General features: G+C 59.4%; 10 protein-coding genes and 1 pseudogene. 8 read left to right on the top strand and 3 right to left on the bottom strand.

What is annotated here, in order from left to right; translation table 11 throughout:
* Window positions 1-29 precede the first annotated feature (29 nt).
* Both KW849_RS29140 and KW849_RS29135 read right to left on the bottom strand, forming a co-directional pair.
* A complete protein-coding gene (locus tag KW849_RS29140; protein ID WP_218433070.1) occupies window positions 30-9,083 on the bottom strand; it encodes a VCBS domain-containing protein in 9,054 nt (3,017 codons plus the stop codon).
* 89 nt (window positions 9,084-9,172) lie between these two features.
* Complete coding sequence (locus KW849_RS29135; RefSeq protein ID WP_218433068.1) at window positions 9,173-9,460, bottom strand: PilZ domain-containing protein; 288 nt, start codon at window positions 9,458-9,460, stop codon at window positions 9,173-9,175.
* Window positions 9,461-9,663: 203 nt separating this feature from the next.
* Here KW849_RS29135 and KW849_RS29130 point away from each other — a divergent pair, with 203 nt between their 5' ends.
* From KW849_RS29130 to KW849_RS29115, 4 genes are all read left to right on the top strand, one after another.
* Complete coding sequence (locus KW849_RS29130; RefSeq protein WP_218433066.1) at window positions 9,664-10,329, top strand: response regulator transcription factor; 666 nt, start codon at window positions 9,664-9,666, stop codon at window positions 10,327-10,329.
* A 139-nt stretch (window positions 10,330-10,468) separates the two neighbouring features.
* Entirely contained in the window at window positions 10,469-10,921 is a 453-nt protein-coding gene (locus KW849_RS29125) for a thiol-disulfide oxidoreductase DCC family protein (protein WP_108219953.1), read from the top strand.
* A gap of 97 nt (window positions 10,922-11,018) precedes the next feature.
* On the top strand, window positions 11,019-11,396 hold the full coding sequence (locus tag KW849_RS29120; protein WP_218433352.1) for a c-type cytochrome: 378 nt from the start codon (window positions 11,019-11,021) through the stop codon (window positions 11,394-11,396).
* Between the two features lie 444 nt (window positions 11,397-11,840).
* Window positions 11,841-12,500: a MarC family protein gene (locus tag KW849_RS29115; protein ID WP_218433063.1), complete on the top strand. Its 660-nt coding sequence runs from the start codon at window positions 11,841-11,843 to the stop codon at window positions 12,498-12,500.
* An 87-nt stretch (window positions 12,501-12,587) separates the two neighbouring features.
* Here the strand turns inward: KW849_RS29115 and KW849_RS29110 are convergent, their stop codons facing one another.
* Window positions 12,588-13,403 carry a hypothetical protein gene (locus KW849_RS29110; RefSeq protein ID WP_108219956.1) on the bottom strand — a complete coding sequence of 272 codons (816 nt, stop codon included), beginning with the start codon at window positions 13,401-13,403 and terminating at the stop codon, window positions 12,588-12,590.
* A 345-nt stretch (window positions 13,404-13,748) separates the two neighbouring features.
* On the opposite strand from KW849_RS29110, the pseudogene KW849_RS29105 reads away from it, so the two are divergent.
* The 4 genes and pseudogenes from KW849_RS29105 to KW849_RS29090 all read left to right on the top strand — a co-directional run.
* A pseudogene (locus KW849_RS29105) lies at window positions 13,749-14,096 on the top strand (arylsulfatase); the annotation flags it as partial.
* A 444-nt stretch (window positions 14,097-14,540) separates the two neighbouring features.
* Entirely contained in the window at window positions 14,541-14,819 is a 279-nt protein-coding gene (locus tag KW849_RS29100; RefSeq protein WP_218433061.1) for a DUF2790 domain-containing protein, read from the top strand.
* A gap of 245 nt (window positions 14,820-15,064) precedes the next feature.
* The gene (locus tag KW849_RS29095) at window positions 15,065-15,718 is read left to right on the top strand and encodes a hypothetical protein (RefSeq protein WP_218433059.1); all 654 of its coding nucleotides are present in this window, start codon (window positions 15,065-15,067) and stop codon (window positions 15,716-15,718) included.
* Window positions 15,719-15,799: 81 nt separating this feature from the next.
* Window positions 15,800-16,006 carry a co-regulatory protein PtrA N-terminal domain-containing protein gene (locus tag KW849_RS29090; RefSeq protein ID WP_218433057.1) on the top strand — a complete coding sequence of 69 codons (207 nt, stop codon included), beginning with the start codon at window positions 15,800-15,802 and terminating at the stop codon, window positions 16,004-16,006.
* The last annotated feature ends 265 nt before the right edge of the window (window positions 16,007-16,271 follow it).

Raw genomic sequence — 16,271 nt, 5'->3', positions numbered from 1 at the left:
GTAGCAACATGCGGCCAGCAGCAAAAGCATCATGACATCAGGATAAAGTCCGCCTGATCGATGCCTGCACTGTTAACACCGACAAGGCGAATAGAGTCCACTCCGATCCCAATCACCGTGTCCGCCCCGTCAGCCGCAATGCTCACGCTGGTAGCGAACGTCTCGCTGCTGATCCCCAGCCCCGCGATATTGAGCAAGTCCTGCCCTCCGGTCGGGTTGACGTCGAAGCCCTGGATCGAGTCGTTTCCGAAGCCTGCGGCAGCAAACGCGAAGGTATCGTTGCCGAGGCCGCCGTTGAGCGTGTCGTTGCCCAGCCCGCCGAAGAACAGATCGTCACCCGCACCGCCGAGTAGAATGTCATTGGCCTGGCCGCCCAGCATCGTATGGTTTGCCGCCGCTGCATCGTAGGCCAGCTCACTGCCACTGCCCTCGGCGTTCGCCTGCAAACCCGCCGCCGCGTATTGGCCATTCAGCGCGAGCTGCGACACATGTGTGCCGTCGCTCACGCTCAGCATCCCGCCGGTGCCTGTGTCATTCGCGGCATAGGTGATCTGCGTATTGGCGCCGAACGCGACATCGCCAAAGTCCAGCGTGTCACCCGCAGCAAAACCGCTGACGCTGCCGCTGAACGCCGTCGACACATCGAGCTTGAGCGTGCCTGCCGCGCCGCTGTCGAACGTCACATGCTGATCGGAGACTGCACCGAATTCCAGGATCGCCGAACCGCTGATAGTCGCGCTTCCCGCGCCACTGGCATCTGCGTGGACGGTGATGTTGCCATCGTTCGCCCACAGGCTGCCGCTGTTGACGAGCGCACTTTCAATCACCAATCCGCCGCTGCCGCTGCCGCTGGCTTGCAGCACACCCGTGTTGGTGACGACGCTGCTACCGGTATCGATCACCAGCGCATTGACGCCGCTGGCAAGGATCAGGCCCGAGTTGACCAGCGTCATCTGCCCCGCTCCCAACTGGCCGGCACCCGAGATGGTGTTGTCGGCATTGGTGAGCACCGTGTCCGCGCTGCCACCAAAGATCACGTTCTGCGCGCTGTCGGACAGCACCACTTGCCCGCCACCGGTCAACGTCGCGCCACGGAACAGAATCTCCAGATCGGTTCCGCTGCCGGTGGAGCCGAGCGCTATGGTGCCGCTGTTGTCGATGCTGCCACCGAACGGCATGATCGCGCCGTCGGCAATGGTGATGGTGCCCGTATTGGTCGTGACCGGGTTCACATCGAACTGCAGGTTGGCTGCGCTCAACGCCGCCGCATCCACGCCGTTTACAGTGATCGTCTGGTCGGCACTGATGCTGAGCACGGCATTGCCGTTCGCGTCGTTGGTGATACTCACATCCGCTAAATCGTTGACGCCCGTGAAGCCGATCAAGTCGATCTTGTCCGCCGCCGCATCGAAGCTGTAAATGACGTTGTTGCCGATCGGCCGGGCGAAGACGAAGGTGTCGGCACCGGACGAGCCGGTCAGGTTGTCGTCAGCGGACAAGGCGAAGATCGGCGTGCCCGGGGCATAGACTTCGACGTTATTGAACACATAGGCGCTTGCTGGGCTGCCGTCGCTGTTGCTCCAGTGCATGTTGACATCGAGCACCAACGCACCGGCGAAGTCGCTTGGAGTTGTCACAGTCAATGCGGCGGGATCGCTGGTTTGCACGGTCCAGGTGCCGTCGCCGTTGTCGGTACCTGCGTTGAATGTCCATCCCGAGGGAACACCGCTGATGGCCACCGTTATCGGGCCGCTAATATCGGCCAACGGGATGTTGAGGGCTAGATTGATAGGTTCGCCGGCAACGCCTGCCGGAAGGTTTGCACTGCTTCCGGCAGCACCTAAATTACCCGCAAGGTCGGTGTAGCTGTTCGCGGCAACGTCGACTTTCACGCTACCGGTCAGCGTTCTAGTCAGCATCGCCGTGTAGGTATCGCCGTCTACCTGCGTGAAGTTACTCCAGGTTCCGCGGGGCGTTGTACCCGTTGTACTCACCGTGACGTCCGAAAGGTTGAAGCCGCTCACAACCTCACTGAACTGGAATGTGACCGTCGACGTTCCAACCGGACTCGCTAAGGTTGTCCCCGTTATTGTCACCGTCGGTGCCACAGTATCAACTGGTGTCTCAACGACGTTCTGCACGTTTACCGTAATGGTCTGCGTGTCGGTTCCGCCATTGCCGTCGGCCACCTGAACGTCCACAACATAGGCGTTGTCGCCGTCGGTGCCACCGATATCCTGGGGATTCTCGTAATCGGGCGCCGAATTGAACGTCAGCACCCCACTCGAACTGATCGAGAAATTGCTGAAGTCCGTCCCGGCCGTATTCAGGATCGTGTAGCTCAGCGTCTGCGCTGGTAGATCTGCATCGGTCGCCGCCACTGTCGTGACCGCCGTGGTGTTCTCCGCCACGTTGACCGAAGCCGTTGCACCGCCACCGTTGGAGGTGATCACCGGGGAGTTGTCGTTGACTCCCGTCACGGTTACCGCGATCGCCTGGTCGTCAAACAGCGTGCCGTCCGACGCCCGCACAATCACGTCATAAACGTTGTTCGTTCCGGAATCAGTCGGTGCTTCAAAGTTGGGTGCTGAGATAAAGCTCAGCACGCCTGTACCTGAAACGATCGAGAACTTCGCGGCATCCGCTCCGCCGACGATGCTGTAGCCCAGCGCTTGTGTCGGCAGATCAACATCGGTCGCCGCCACTGTCGAGACCGCCGTGGTGTTCTCCGCCACGTTGATCGAAGCTGTCGCACCGCCACCGTTGGAGGTGATCGTCGGAGAGTCGTTGCTGCCGGCGATATGCACGGTGACCGAAGTGAGGGTGCCATCGGTACTGCTCACCGCGAAGGTGTCGGTGTAGGTGGTACCGGCGGCGAACTCGTTGTGGGCGGAACTGGCGACGTAGGTCCAGGCACCGCCGGTGCCGATGGAGAACTGGCCGTAGTTGCCGGCGGTGTTGGTTTGTGCCTGGAAGCTTTCCGGGCTGTCGACGTCGCTGATGGTCAGGCTGCCGGCGGTGGTCAGCGAAGCATTGGTCTCGGTGAGGTTGGCGATATCGGCGGACAGCATGGCGGCATCATTGGTGCCGAGGATATGCACGGTGACCGAAGTGAGGGTGCCATCGGCACTGCTCACCGCGAAGGTGTCGGTGTAGGTGGTACCGGCGGCGAACTCGTTGTGGGCGGAGTTGGCGACGTAGGTCCAGGCACCGCCGGTGCCGATGGAGAACTGGCCGTAGCTGCCGACGGTGTTGGTTTGCGCGACGAAGGTTGCGGCGCTGTCGACGTCGCTGATGGTCAGGGTGCCAGCGGTGGTCAGTGCAGCATTGGTCTCGGTGAGGTTGGCGATGTCGGCGGACAGCACGGCGGCATCATTGGTGCCGAGGATATGCACGGTGACTGAAGTGAGGGTGCCATCGGCACTGCTCACCGCGAAGGTGTCGGTGTAGGTGGTACCGGCGGCGAACTCGTTGTGGGCGGAGTTGGCGACGTAGGTCCAGGCACCGCCGGTGCCGATGGAGAACTGGCCGTAGCTGCCGGCGGTGTTGGACTGCGCCTGGAAGCTTTCCGGGCTGTCGATATCGCTGATGGTCAGGCTGCCGCCGGTGGTCAGCGGAGCATTGGTTTCGCTCAGCGTAACGCTGGCCGAGGACAGCACGGCGGCGTCGTTGCTGCCGGTAATGGTGACGGTCACCAGCTGGGTGGCCACGCCGCCCAGGCCGTCGCTGACCTGCACCGTGAACACGTCATTGTGACTCTCGCCCGCCTTCAGCGACTGCACCGCACTGGCAACCCCGTCGGTGCCATTGGCCAGCGTGTAAGTCCACTTACCGGTGTTGTCGACGGCGATCGAACCGTAGGTGCCGGTGGACGCGCCGTTGATGGTCCAGGTTGCCGTGGCATCGTGATCGATGTCGGCCGAACTGAACTGGCCATTCACGCTGAGCGTGGTGTCTTCCTGCACCGCGCCGGCCTCGTTGCCCGTCGCGAAGCTGAGCACTGGCGCGTCATTGGTCCCGGTCAGGGTGATCGTCACCGTCTGGGGTGCCGAGATCGCGTTACCCGTACCGCTGTTGTCGGTCGCCAACACGCTGTAGGAGAAGCTGATGGTTTCACCGGCGCGCAGGAAGTCCAGGTTCTCGCTGCTGCTGTAGGTCCAGCCGGCCGGATCGACCGAGAAACCAGCCACCAGCGCTGCGGCCTGCGCCGCACCGAGGGTGCCGCCGCTCCAGACGAGGTCGTGATTGGCAGTCTGGCTGACCGCCACGGCGTCGTTGACGTCCAGGTCGGCGAAGCTCAGCACCGCGCTGTCGCTCAGTGTGGCCGCGCCGTTGCCTTCGTTCATCACCCCGGTCGGGTCGGTGATGGTCAGAGTTGGTCGGTCGTTGGTGCCGGTCAGGGTGATCATCACCGTCTGCGCTGCCGAGACCGCGTTGCCCGTGCCACTGTCGTCAGTGGCCACCACGCTGTAGGAGAAGCTGATGGTTTCCCCGGCGCGCAGGAAGTCCAGGTTCTCGCTGCTGCTGTAGGTCCAGCCGGCCGGATCGACCGAGAAACCAGCCACCAGCGCTGCGGCCTGCGCCGCACCGAGGGTGCCGCCGCTCCAGACGAGGTCGTTGTTAGAGGTCTGGCTGACCGTCACGACGTCGTGGCTGTCCAGATCGGCGAAGCTCAGCACCCCGCTGTCGCTCAGCGTAGCCGCGCCATTACCTTCGTTCATCGCCCCGGTCGGGTCGGTGATGGTCAGCGTTGGCTGGTCGTTGGTGCCGGTGATGGTGATGGTCACCAGCTGGGTGTCGACGCCGCCCAGACCGTCGCTGACTTGCACCGTGAACACGTCATTATGACTCTCGCCCGCCTTCAGCGACTGCACCGCGCTGGCGACCCCATCGGTGCCATTGGCCAGCGTGTAGATCCACTTGCCGGTGTTGTCGACGGCGATCGCGCCGTAGGTGCCGGTTGACGAACCATTGATGCTCCAGGTCGCCGTGGCATCGTGATCGATGTCGGCCGAACTGAACTGGCCATTGACGCTCAGCGTGGTGTCTTCCTGTACCGCGCCCGCCTCATTGCCCGTCACGAAACCGAGCACTGGCGCATCGTTGTTGCCGGTGACGGTGACGGTCACCAGCTGGGTGTCGACGCCGCCCAGGCCGTCGCTGACCTGCACCGTGAACACGTCATTGTGGCTCTCGCCCGCCTTCAGCGACTGCACCGCACTGGCGACACCGTCGCTGCCATTGGCCAGCGTGTAAGTCCACTTGCCGGTGTTGTCGACGGCGATCGCGCCGTAGGTGCCGGTTGACGAACCATTGATGCTCCAGGTCGCCGTGGCATCGTGATCGATGTCGGCCGAACTGAACTGGCCATTGACGCTCAGCGTGGTGTCTTCCTGTACCACGCCCGCCTCATTGCCCGTCACGAAACCGAGCACTGGCGCATCGTTGTTGCCGGTGACGGTGACGGTCACCAGCTGGGTGTCGACGCCGCCCAGGCCGTCGCTGACCTGCACCGTGAACACGTCATTGTGGCTCTCGCCCGCCTTCAGCGACTGCACCGCACTGGCAACCCCGTCGCTGCCATTGGCCAGCGTGTAGGTCCACTTGCCGGTGTTGTCGACGGCGATCGCACCGTAGGTGCCGGTGGACGCGCCATTGATGCTCCAGGTTGCCGTGGCATCGTGATCGATGTCGGCCGAGCTGAACTGGCCATTCACGCTGAGCGTGGTGTCTTCCTGCACCGCGCCGGCCGCATTGCCCGTCGCGAAGCTGAGCACGGGTGCATCATTGCTGCCGGTGACGGTGACGGTCACCAGCTGGGTATCGACGCCGCCGAGGCCGTCGCTGACCTGCACCGTGAACACCTCATCATGACTCTCGCCCGCCTTCAGCGCCTGCACCGCACTGGCAACCCCGTCGGTGCCATTGGCCAGCGTGTAGATCCACTTGCCGGTGTTGTCCACCGCGATCGAACCGTAGGTGCCTGTATCCGTACCCGCAATGCTCCAGGTTGCCGTGGCATCGTGATCGATGTCGGCTGCGCTGAACTGGCCGTTCACGCTGAGCGTGCCGTCTTCCTGCACCGCGCCGGCAGCATTGCCCGTCGCGAAGCTGAGCACGGGCGCGTCGTTGCTGCCGCTGACGGTGACGGTCACCAGCTGGGTGTCGACGCCGCCCAGGCCGTCGCTGACCTGCACGCTGAACACTTCGTTGTGGCTCTCGCCCGCCTTCAGCGCCTGCACCGCACTGGCGACCCCATCGGTGCCATTGGCCAGCGTGTAAGTCCACTTGCCGGTGTTGTCGACGGCGATCGCGCCGTAGGTGCCGGTGGACGAGCCGTTGATGCTCCAGGTCGCCGTGGCATCGTGATCGATATCGGCCGAGCTGAACTGGCCGTTGACGCTGAGCGTGGTGTCTTCCTGCACCGCGCCCGCCGCGTTGCCCGCCACGAAGTTGAGCACGGGCGCATCGTTGCTGCCGGTGATGGTGATCGTCACCAGCTGGGTGGCCACGCCGCCCAGGCCGTCGCTGACCTGCACCGTGAACACGTCATTGTGGCTCTCGCCCGCCTTCAGCGCCTGCACCGCACTGGCGACCCCATCGGTACCATTGGCCAGCGTGTAGGTCCACTTGCCGGTGCTGTCCACCGCAATCGAACCGTAGGTGCCCGTATCCGTACCCGCAATGCTCCAGGTCGCCGTGGCGTCATGATCGATGTCGGCTGCGCTGAACTGGCCGTTCACGCTGAGCGTGGTGTCTTCCTGCACCGCGCCGGTAGCATTGCCCGTCGCGAAGCTAAGCACGGGCGCGTCGTTGCTGCCGGTCAGGGTGATGGTCACCGTCTGAGGTGCCGAGATCGCGTTGGCCGTACCGCTGTTGTCGGTAGCCACCACGGTGTAGGAGAAGCTGATGGTTTCCCCGGCGCGCAGGAAGTCCAGGTTCTCGCTGCTGCTGTAGGTCCACCCGGCCTGATCGACCGAGAAACCGGCCACCAGCGCCGCGGCCTGCGCCGCACCGAGGGTACCGCCGCTCCAGACGATATCGTGGTTGGCACTCTGGCTGACCGTCACGGCGTCGTTGACGTCCAGGTCGGCGAAGCTCAGCGCGCCGCTGTCGCTCAGCGTGGCCGCGCCGTTGCCTTCGGTCATCGCCCCGGTCGGGTCGGTGATCGTCAGCGTTGGCCGGTCGTTGGTGCCAGTCAGGGTGATTGTCACCTCCTTGGTCACCGCAGTCCCGACGTCGTCAGTCAGCGTCACCGTGAACACTTCGGTCTTGGTCTGGCCCGCGGCCAGGTACTGCGCCGCGCTGTTGTTCAGCGTATAGGTCCAGCCCACACTGCCCGCCGCGTCGCCGGTGCTCTCGTCGCTGACAGTGGCCACCAGCGTACCCAGCGCACCGGCCGGCGCACTTACGCTGGCCACATGGGCGTCATCGGCCAGGTCCACGTCGCCGAAGGCGAAGCTGCCGCTGGCCAGCGGGGGGCCGTCTTCGGTCAGCGCTCCGCTTTCGACCTCGGCCACCGTCACTGTCGGCGCGTCATTGGTGCCTGTCAGGGTGATGGTCACATTCTTGCTCACCGCCGCCCCGACGTCGTCGGTCAGCGTCACCGTGAACACTTCGGTCTTGGTCTGACCTTCGGCCAGGTACTGCGCCGCGCTGTTGTTCAGCGTATAGGTCCAGCCCACGCTGCCCGCCGCGTCGCCGGTGCTCTCATTGCTGACAGTGGCCACCAGCGTACCCAGCGCCCCGGCCGGCGCGCTCACGCTGGCCACATGCGCCTCATCGGCCAGGTCCACGTCGCCGAAGGCGAAGCTGCCGCTGGTCACCGTAGTGCCGTCTTCGGTCACCGCCCCGCTTTCGACCTCGACCGCCGTCACTGTCGGCGCGTCATTGGTCCCGGTGATCGTGATCGTCACGTCCTTGGTCACCGTCGCCCCGACGTCGTCGGTCAGCGTCACCGTGAACACTTCGGTCTTGGTCTGGCCCTCGGCCAGGTACTGCGCCGCGCTGTTGTTCAGCGTATAGGTCCAGCCCACGCTACCCGCCGCGTCGCCCGTGCTCTCGTCGTTCACAGTGGCCACCAGCGTACCCAGCGCCCCGGCCGGCGCGCTCACGCTGGCCACATGGGCGTCATCGGCCAGGTCCACGTCGCCGAAGGCGAAGCTGCCGCTGGCCACCGGGGTGCCGTCTTCGGCCACCGCCCCGCTTTCGACCTCGGCCGCCGTCACCGTCGGCGCGTCATTGGTGCCGGTGATAGTGACGGTCACATTCTGCGTTACCGACGAACCATGACCATCGCTGATGGTGACCAGGTAAGTTTCGGTGACTGTCTGTCCCTGGGCCAGGTACTGCGCTGCCGCATTGTTCAGGTTATACGTCCATTGCACCGAACCGTTGGCCGCGTTCGCTGCTTCGCTTACCGGCGAGAGCACGAACGTACCAAGATAAGTAGAGTTGTCCGCCGCCGGCGCGAACGTTGCCATGTGCGTGTCGCTCAGGTCGACGTCGTCAAAGACAATCGTGCCGCTGGCCGTCAGCGAATCGGTCGTGCTCGCCGTGGTGTCGGCGTCTTCGGTCACCATGCAGGCCTGCGCGCCCATGCTGATCGTCATACCATCATTCACGCCCGAAAACTGCACCGTCGCGGTAGCCCAACTGAGCGTTCCGTTGCCAAGACGAATCGCATAGGTAAAGCTGTCCGTCAGGAGCTCGCCAGTAGCCAGCGCCTGGAGTTGTGCCTTGAAAGCATCTGAAAAAGTAGCGGCGTCGTAGCCGACCTTGCCGTCCGAGGTGATCCAGATCCTTGCACCATTCAAACTGGTGTCAGAACTCGTCGCCTCAGCCCTCGCCGCATCCTGGATCAGGAGATCGGCCGGAGCATAAACCTTGGTGACAGTAGAAAGACTGTCCGCGTTGTCGAGTGACCAGAGTGTCTTCGCGTTGCCACCGAGGTCATTGGACATGACGTCCCAGTACACGACCCCCAACAGATTTTCAGTGGTGCTGTAGATGTCATCCTTCGCCTGCGGCGTGTTGGAAAACGAGGTAACGGTTCCGCCGCTTGTAGTTGTAGTGCTAGCCATGTCTTTCTCCCAAGAATGTCACCCTGAGCAAAAAAACGCCGTGGGCCGCCAACAGCCACAAGCCGCTTCTTCCTCAACCCACGAAAACCTCATTCCACCGGCACCAGCCGGCTGGCCAGCAGTTTCACGCCCGCCCCGGTCCTGCCGCCTAGTGGCTCAATGCGCACAATTTCTCCTTGAGCCTTGAATTTCATGGGGCCGCCGGGAGTGTCGAGCTCGATCTCGAAGTCAATCAAGCTACCCACTTGCAGCTCACTATCGGTTTCGAAATACAAACCGCAGGCGCTGATGTCACGGGTGACACCATTGCCCCCGCCGATCAGTTGCAGCGGCAGGGTGATTTGCTCACGGGGCTCAATTCGGTATGTGCCTTTCATGGTTGCAGTCTAAAAACGACCGCTGTTTTATACATGGGAGCGCTATCCCTTTTTTCTGGGAGTCAATCGGCCATGAAAACAGGGCTTTACGGGACAAATGTCATGGGAGGGGTTGCCTCAAGCGCTATAGAAAAAAGCTACAGGCTGCAACGATTGCTATCATGATCAGCTAACACAGCCCGTCTAAAGAGGCAGCGAGCCGCATGCCCATTCAAGTCCAGTTAGTAGCTCTACCGCTCGTGGCCTGGGGCCTTGAGCGTCTGGTGGAAAGCGCTCAACCGAGGTTGATGCTGGCGGGTTCGGCGTCGTCGGTGGCGGAGTACCTGCTTTCGCTGCACCAACACGCGCCAGATGTGGTGGTGCTGGACCTGGACGGCGAGGACGGTATCGAGTCGCTGGCCGACTTGCACAGCCAGACCAACGCCAGGATTCTGGTAGTGACAGGGTCGAGCGACGTGGCGCTGCATGACAGAGCGGTGCTGGCTGGCGCACGTGGCGTGGTGGACAAGCGGGAGTCGGCCTCCGCATCGACCTTGCTCAAGGCCATAGAAAAAGTGCATGACGGCGAACTCTGGATTGACCGCAATGCGACCAGCCGTATCTTCCTTGAACTGGCGCGCAAGAAAGCCGAGCGCGATATAGGCCCGGAGCAACAAAAAATCGCCAAGCTAACGCGCCGCGAGCAGCAAACCATTGCATCGCTGGCCAGCGACCCCTCAGCCCCTGGCAAGTTGGTGGCCGAGAAGCTGCATATCAGCGAGCACACGCTGCGCAACCATTTAACATCGATCTACAGCAAGCTGGGCCTGACGAACCGCGTAGATCTGTACGCCTATGCACACAAGCATGGCCTTTCCACAGGCGACTGAGGACTGCGGCAATACGCCTTCTGCTGACACCGAATTCAGTTGTGTTGCATCGACCGGTTGAATCCACAGCCAAATGCAGACTTTAACGCTGGCACGCGGTTATGATCCGGGATAACCAGGCGCCCTTGGACCCACGCTTATGCCAGCCTCGCAAATCCGCCCCTCACCCGCGCCACTGCTCAAACCAGGAGAGACGGTGGTCCTGTTCGACGGTGTCTGCAAACTGTGCAATGGCTGGGTGAGGTTCTTGATTCGCCATGATCGCCAGCGGCGAGTGCGGTTGGCGGCGGTTCAGTCACCCGAGGGGCAGGCTCTGCTCGCGTGGGCAGGTTTGCCCATGGATCAATTCGACACCATGGCGGTGATCCGCGACCGATACTACTGGGACCGTTCGGATGCATTTTTCGAAATCATCGCCCAGTTTTCCGCACTCTGGCGCCCCGTGAACCTGTTGCGCATCGTCCCTCGCAAACTTCGAAATTGGGCATACGACCGCATTGCGCTTAATCGTTATCGGCTCTTCGGGAAATACGACACGTGCCTGTTGCCGGAGCCTGATCATGAACAGCGCTTTTTGAAAGCGCCCCTGTGAACGCCCTCACATGCATTAACCGGATCACCCGTTGCACATCTGGCATCAGCGCCAAATGCCTGCAAACGCTGCTGATCCATCAAGGAAGATAAAAACAATGAAAATATCATTCATTGCTTCACTAGGAGTTTTATCGCTAATTCAAACATCATTATCCTTCGCGGATAATGTTAATGGAAAAAATCTCTATGTACAGCGATGCACCATGTGCCACGGAATGGATCTCAAAGCAACAGGACCATTGGCTAATAAAAGCAATCCTCCTGCACCTGATCTAACAACATCCGTTTTCAAAAAACGATTGAATGATTATCCGGGCGTGATTGTATCATCGATAATACTTCGCCCAAATGGAAACTTGATTCCAGAAACTTTGCGAGAGAATGGTGTAAAGCTATCGCCGTACTCATGGAGCATTCAAGATCTGCGCGATTTAAATCAATACATGAGTGGTGTGATTTCAAAAAACCGATGATTTTTGAGTTGAGAGGCAGGCACAGAAATCCAAGAGCCATCTCAGGTTTGAGGGCTTGAGGGGCAATGCCGGTAAGCCCGTCGACCTCTCGCCGGCACATCGCTAATGAACAAACTCTGATTAATACAAGTTCGGGCGGCTCTTCGCATCTCGCAGCAATCGGCTGCAGTCGTGACAGTCAAATAACGGCCAAAAGCGGCCATTCCGAACTTCTGTTCTTCACCATACGGTTGCCCCGTCCGTAACAAGTGCATCCTCGGCGCTAATGGGCTCGCCTTTGAGCATGGTAAACAATATCCATCGCCCAATTCTGCCTTCATCCATTTTATGCCTCTCTGTAAAGTTCCACTCCCCCCATCTCTTGGGTTTTACGGCAATGATTGAGGCGAACTGTTCTTGATCAGCTATGGTGAGTCGGTACACAACGCAATTGGCGGGTCATCCATGAACGCGTATCTCACTCTGTTTTTCGGCATGTTCACCACCCTGCTGGCAATCATCAATCCACTTGAGGCCATCCCGGTTTTCCTGGGTCTGCTACAGGACAAAGACGTCCCCGAACAGCGTCACGTGGCACGCAAGGCCTGCCTTTATGCGCTACTACTGATGTTTTTCTTTCTGATTTTCGGCAACCTGCTGCTGCGTGTGTTCGAGGTTCCCCTGAGTATGATTCGGGTAGTCGGCGGGGTAATTCTGATGCGCATCGGCTTCGAGCTTTTTGCCCCATCGCCCAACAGCAACCTGATTCCAAGCGGTGGCAAAAGTGACCAGGACGTATCCTTTATACCCATGGCCATGCCGATCATGTTCGGCCCCGGTGCCATCGCCACAGTGATTGGCCTGACTAGCACCATTAAGAATACCGACCGCGCCATACTGCACTTTTCCGTGGTAGCACTGGCGATCTGCGCCACCATGTTCGTCACCTATCTGTCTTTGGCTTACGCCAATACCATCCTCAAAAAGATTGGCCCGCAAGGTATCGACGCCGCGACCCGGATCGTCGGTTTTTTCGTTTCGGCGATGGGTGTAGGCTTGATCTTCCACGGGACGGTAGAGTTTCTTCAGTCGTATGGGGTGCTGCTCAACGGGGTAACGAAGTAGGAATGCAAAAGCTTTGGGTTCTGCCTGGCTCCGACAAGCAAGGAGTATCCCGAGCACTCCTGACTCAATAGCCCTACAGCGTTGCATTCATTTAGGAAACAACAGCGTAAACGCTACCCGAAACCCCCAGCCTTCGGGTCCATCTTCCGGGCTGTCGGCCCAGTAACGCGGGCCGGCTTGCAGGGTCATGGGTTGATGGCCCACTTTGAACAACTGAGTGACGAACAAGTTGATCGGCACAGACCACTCCCGGGTTTGCCAATCGTAGGTGGACTCGGTATTGATACCGAAGGTGGTGTAGGTATGAGTGGTGTAGCTGAAGAAGGGTTGCAGGAACGTCTGGTTGACCTTGTCCTTGTCATCCGGCGGGCTGTTTTCCAGCGACCAGATGTGGTTGGCAAGAATACCGCGGGTCCAGCCGTCATGTTGCTTGAGCGCCACCACTGTAGGGCCCAATCCCCATTGCTCGCTGCTTAGCAGTTCGTCGCTGCCGGTGGGCACCAATATGGCTGGGCCTGCTCCCCAGATCCAGCCGTTGGCGGTTTCCTGTTTGGGTGAAAAAAAGAAGCTTTGAGTGACGTCTCCCACACCTGATTTATCGGCAACCCCGCCGGGCACCAGGCCATGCTGATCGATGACGGGCAGGATGGTGCGGGAAATCAGATTCCACTCCTCGTTGAGACTGAAAGGCAGCACCGGCTGGATGTTGGTAACGCTCTGATATCCCTCACCGCTGGGGCCGAGTTTTTGGTTCCAGTTATATTGAATCGGCAAACTGTATAGCGCGGCGACCGGATTCAGGGATTGTTTGGCTAGCTCTGCCTGGCTATCGGCAGCGACGCCAGATTCAGACCAGACCATCGCCAAGGCAATAAAGCGAGCAAGCTGAAAGCCTTTGTTCATTACCAGTTCCTTTCTCAGGGGGAGAGAATTGGACAATTGCATCGCTACTGTAAGGCTGAGGGTTAGCCCTAGCGCAAGTTGAGCGTAGATCAGGTTTTTGAACCGTGTTCAGAAAGAACAATAGATGCAGTCGGGTAATTACCCGTTCAACTGGAAAACCGCACTAGACTCTACCCTGCGCCTTAACTTGTGCATGGTCATGCAGTCAGGGGGAAATGATTCTGTACGCAGTACCTAGGCTAATTACTCGGTGGTCAATGCACCAAGGGTCAATGTGATTGTGCACTCATCACCCGGTTGCCAACACCATGAAGGCACGAAAAATCACGAGATTCTCGACGACTTGGATTTGATGGCGCGCCAACCGGTGGCCTGGCCGTAGACACTAACCTGGGATGCAAAGGCGCACTAAAATATGTGGCCACCGTGCCGCAAGTCTTTGACTTGTGGCAAGACCCGCAAGAGCGCTATGACCTTTTCATGAACAACTTTACCGAGCGCGCCTGGACAATGGTGCCGATTACGGGCGCGATCATGAAGCTGATGAAAACCTGCGTCGATTACCCGCCACGCAAATTGCAAAGCATGGGTTACGACGGGCCGATCGAGCTGTCGCAGTACCAGAAATTCCAATACGTGCGTGCCCCCCTGAAAAAAGAAGGCATCAACCTGCCTTTGCCACCGGGCAACTGATCAACCAACTGAAAAATGGCGGTCTCATCAGGGGGTCGCCCCTTCGATATGATGTTTGCGAGAAGTGGCTTTCTTGAAATCCTTAGCAGTCACCAATGGCTATATTGGGTCGTTTTCAGCCGGTCGTGACAGGCACAAAACGGCCAATACCCGACATTTCCCCCTGGCTCGATAGCTGGCGTTTTCGGTCCACGTACTGTCACAACCACCGCGCGAAAAATCCGTCATGACATGTCATGACCTCCTTCAAAATCGGACTTTGCCCAACAAATACGGGGGTTTAAGGACGAACGGTCGAGAGGCGTCAAGCGCGGGGAATTGCCGGGAGTTTGCAGCCACTACAGGCTTTTCAGGCGGGCACGTTCGTCGCGGTACTGTGAACTTCACTCTCATCACGTGTCACATTAGGTCCTTGTCAAGCGAACTACAAAAGAGGTCAGCCTTATGAGCATCGCCACAATTGTCAGTGCAGTGATATCCAGTCTCGCACCCAGTGTCTTCGACCAGAACAGCCTGCAAGATCCCGGCGCGCATGTCTCCGCCGTCGAATACCACTACGGAATGGAAATCGATGTGAAACGGGTACTGCAGCGCACCGATACCTCCGACAAGACCGGCATGGTGCCGGTGACCCTGGTCTACGAAGACAGCGAGGGCGAGATTCACAAGATCCGTTTCCTCGAATGGGGTGGAAGCCCCGCCGACCCCACCAGCATTGCCTGATCAGCGCAAGTTAAACCTCATTAGCACCCAGTGCGGATGATGTTTGTTGTTACCTGAAAATGAGAACATTCGAATGACTGAAAGTTCATTCGCGAGCGTCGCTCTTATCTTCGCAGCATCATGCCGCAAGATTAACTAATTAACTAATCGTAATGGCCGAGTCTTAACTGAAATCAGCAACGGTAAACTCTAATTATGCCGTGCCGAGAGCCAGGTCGATTCACTATTGAATCCAAGAGGTAACCATGGAACTTAGTATGTTATCTTCGTCCACCGTGGAATATTTGCGCTTGGGCGTTGTATATTTCCATCTTATCGCCTGCTGTGTGGCAATCGGCCTGGTGTTGACCAGTGACATTGCAATGGTCCAGCAACTCCTGAAGGGCGATGTGTCGGGTCACCATGATGACGCGCACATGGACAGTCTTCAAAAAACCGTATCGCTTGCACTTGTCGTGCTCTGGATTACGGGCGTTGCCATTGTCGGGATCGATTATGCCGGCAAGGGAATGGAGTATTTCCTCAATCCAAAAATACAAGCCAAGATCGGCATCGTCGTGCTGTTGACCATTAACGGCTTCGTGTTGCATCGCGGTGTATTGCCGGCGCTGAAAAAAGCCGGTTCGTTACTCAAACTCTCCTTCAGCCTGCGCATGCTGGCGCTGTTCTCGGGGGCGTTCTCTGGCGTGTCGTGGTTCTATGCCGCCCTGCTGGGCGTTGGTCGACCGCTGGCCTGGAAGTACTCCCTGCTGGAGTTGCTGGCAGCCTATCCGGTGCTCATCGTCGGTGGGTTCGGGATGATGGTACTGCTCACTGCCTGGGCCAAAGACAAAGACACCCAAGCGCGCCTGGAGCAAAGCACCGGGACACCAGGCAACGCCGCCCTGGCGGGCTGGTGAAGTCAGGTTGAACAAGGACGTTCAGCGCTAGCCCATGAATTGCGCTTTAACCGTTAACAAACTTCACTTGAGGATACCCAAATGAAATCCATGAAAGTTCTCTTCGTAGTCGCCACCCTGACCGCCTCTTCCCTGGCGATGGCCACCGGTGGCGGTGACCGGACCTTCGCACGCATGGAGTCGGCCCGGACAGTCTCGATGAAAGCCTTCCAGGTTGCCCAGAAACAGAAGGCTGAAGCCGCTGTTGCTCAAAGCAAAGCCAAGGCGACCGACCGCAGCAACGGCTGATCCGTATAGCGCGTCCCCGGGCCGACAGAAATGTGCGGCCTCCAGCCTCAAAAGCAGCACCCAAGGTGCTGCTTTTGCTTGTTTGACCGAAATCCCGCTTACACAAAAGTGTCGTGGTTGAAGAATGCCCGTATCGTGAGATACGGGCATTAATGAGATGGTCACCCCCACACCCTGCGAGGGCTACGCTTTCGCAGGGTGTTTTGTTTTCGGAGGCCATCATCATGAGCGAGTCAGCGTTGATCGGTATCGATCTCGGCAAACA

The sequence above is a fragment of the Pseudomonas sp. PDM26 genome, assembly GCF_019219185.1.
In the GTDB taxonomy this organism is placed as follows: domain Bacteria; phylum Pseudomonadota; class Gammaproteobacteria; order Pseudomonadales; family Pseudomonadaceae; genus Aquipseudomonas.
Note: the sequence above shows the minus strand (reverse complement) of the source record. Positions and strands in the feature narration are given on the sequence as shown.

Coding starts and splice junctions, on each gene's coding strand:
- KW849_RS29090 (WP_218433057.1), top strand. CDS start 15,800: ATGAAATCCATGAAAGTTCTCTTCGTAGTCGCCACCCTGACCGCCTCT.
- KW849_RS29100 (WP_218433061.1), top strand. CDS start 14,541: ATGAGCATCGCCACAATTGTCAGTGCAGTGATATCCAGTCTCGCACCC.
- KW849_RS29120 (WP_218433352.1), top strand. CDS start 11,019: ATGAAAATATCATTCATTGCTTCACTAGGAGTTTTATCGCTAATTCAA.
- KW849_RS29125 (WP_108219953.1), top strand. CDS start 10,469: ATGCCAGCCTCGCAAATCCGCCCCTCACCCGCGCCACTGCTCAAACCA.
- KW849_RS29135 (WP_218433068.1), bottom strand. CDS start 9,460: ATGAAAGGCACATACCGAATTGAGCCCCGTGAGCAAATCACCCTGCCG.
- KW849_RS29115 (WP_218433063.1), top strand. CDS start 11,841: ATGAACGCGTATCTCACTCTGTTTTTCGGCATGTTCACCACCCTGCTG.
- KW849_RS29130 (WP_218433066.1), top strand. CDS start 9,664: ATGCCCATTCAAGTCCAGTTAGTAGCTCTACCGCTCGTGGCCTGGGGC.
- KW849_RS29140 (WP_218433070.1), bottom strand. CDS start 9,083: ATGGCTAGCACTACAACTACAAGCGGCGGAACCGTTACCTCGTTTTCC.
- KW849_RS29110 (WP_108219956.1), bottom strand. CDS start 13,403: ATGAACAAAGGCTTTCAGCTTGCTCGCTTTATTGCCTTGGCGATGGTC.
- KW849_RS29095 (WP_218433059.1), top strand. CDS start 15,065: ATGGAACTTAGTATGTTATCTTCGTCCACCGTGGAATATTTGCGCTTG.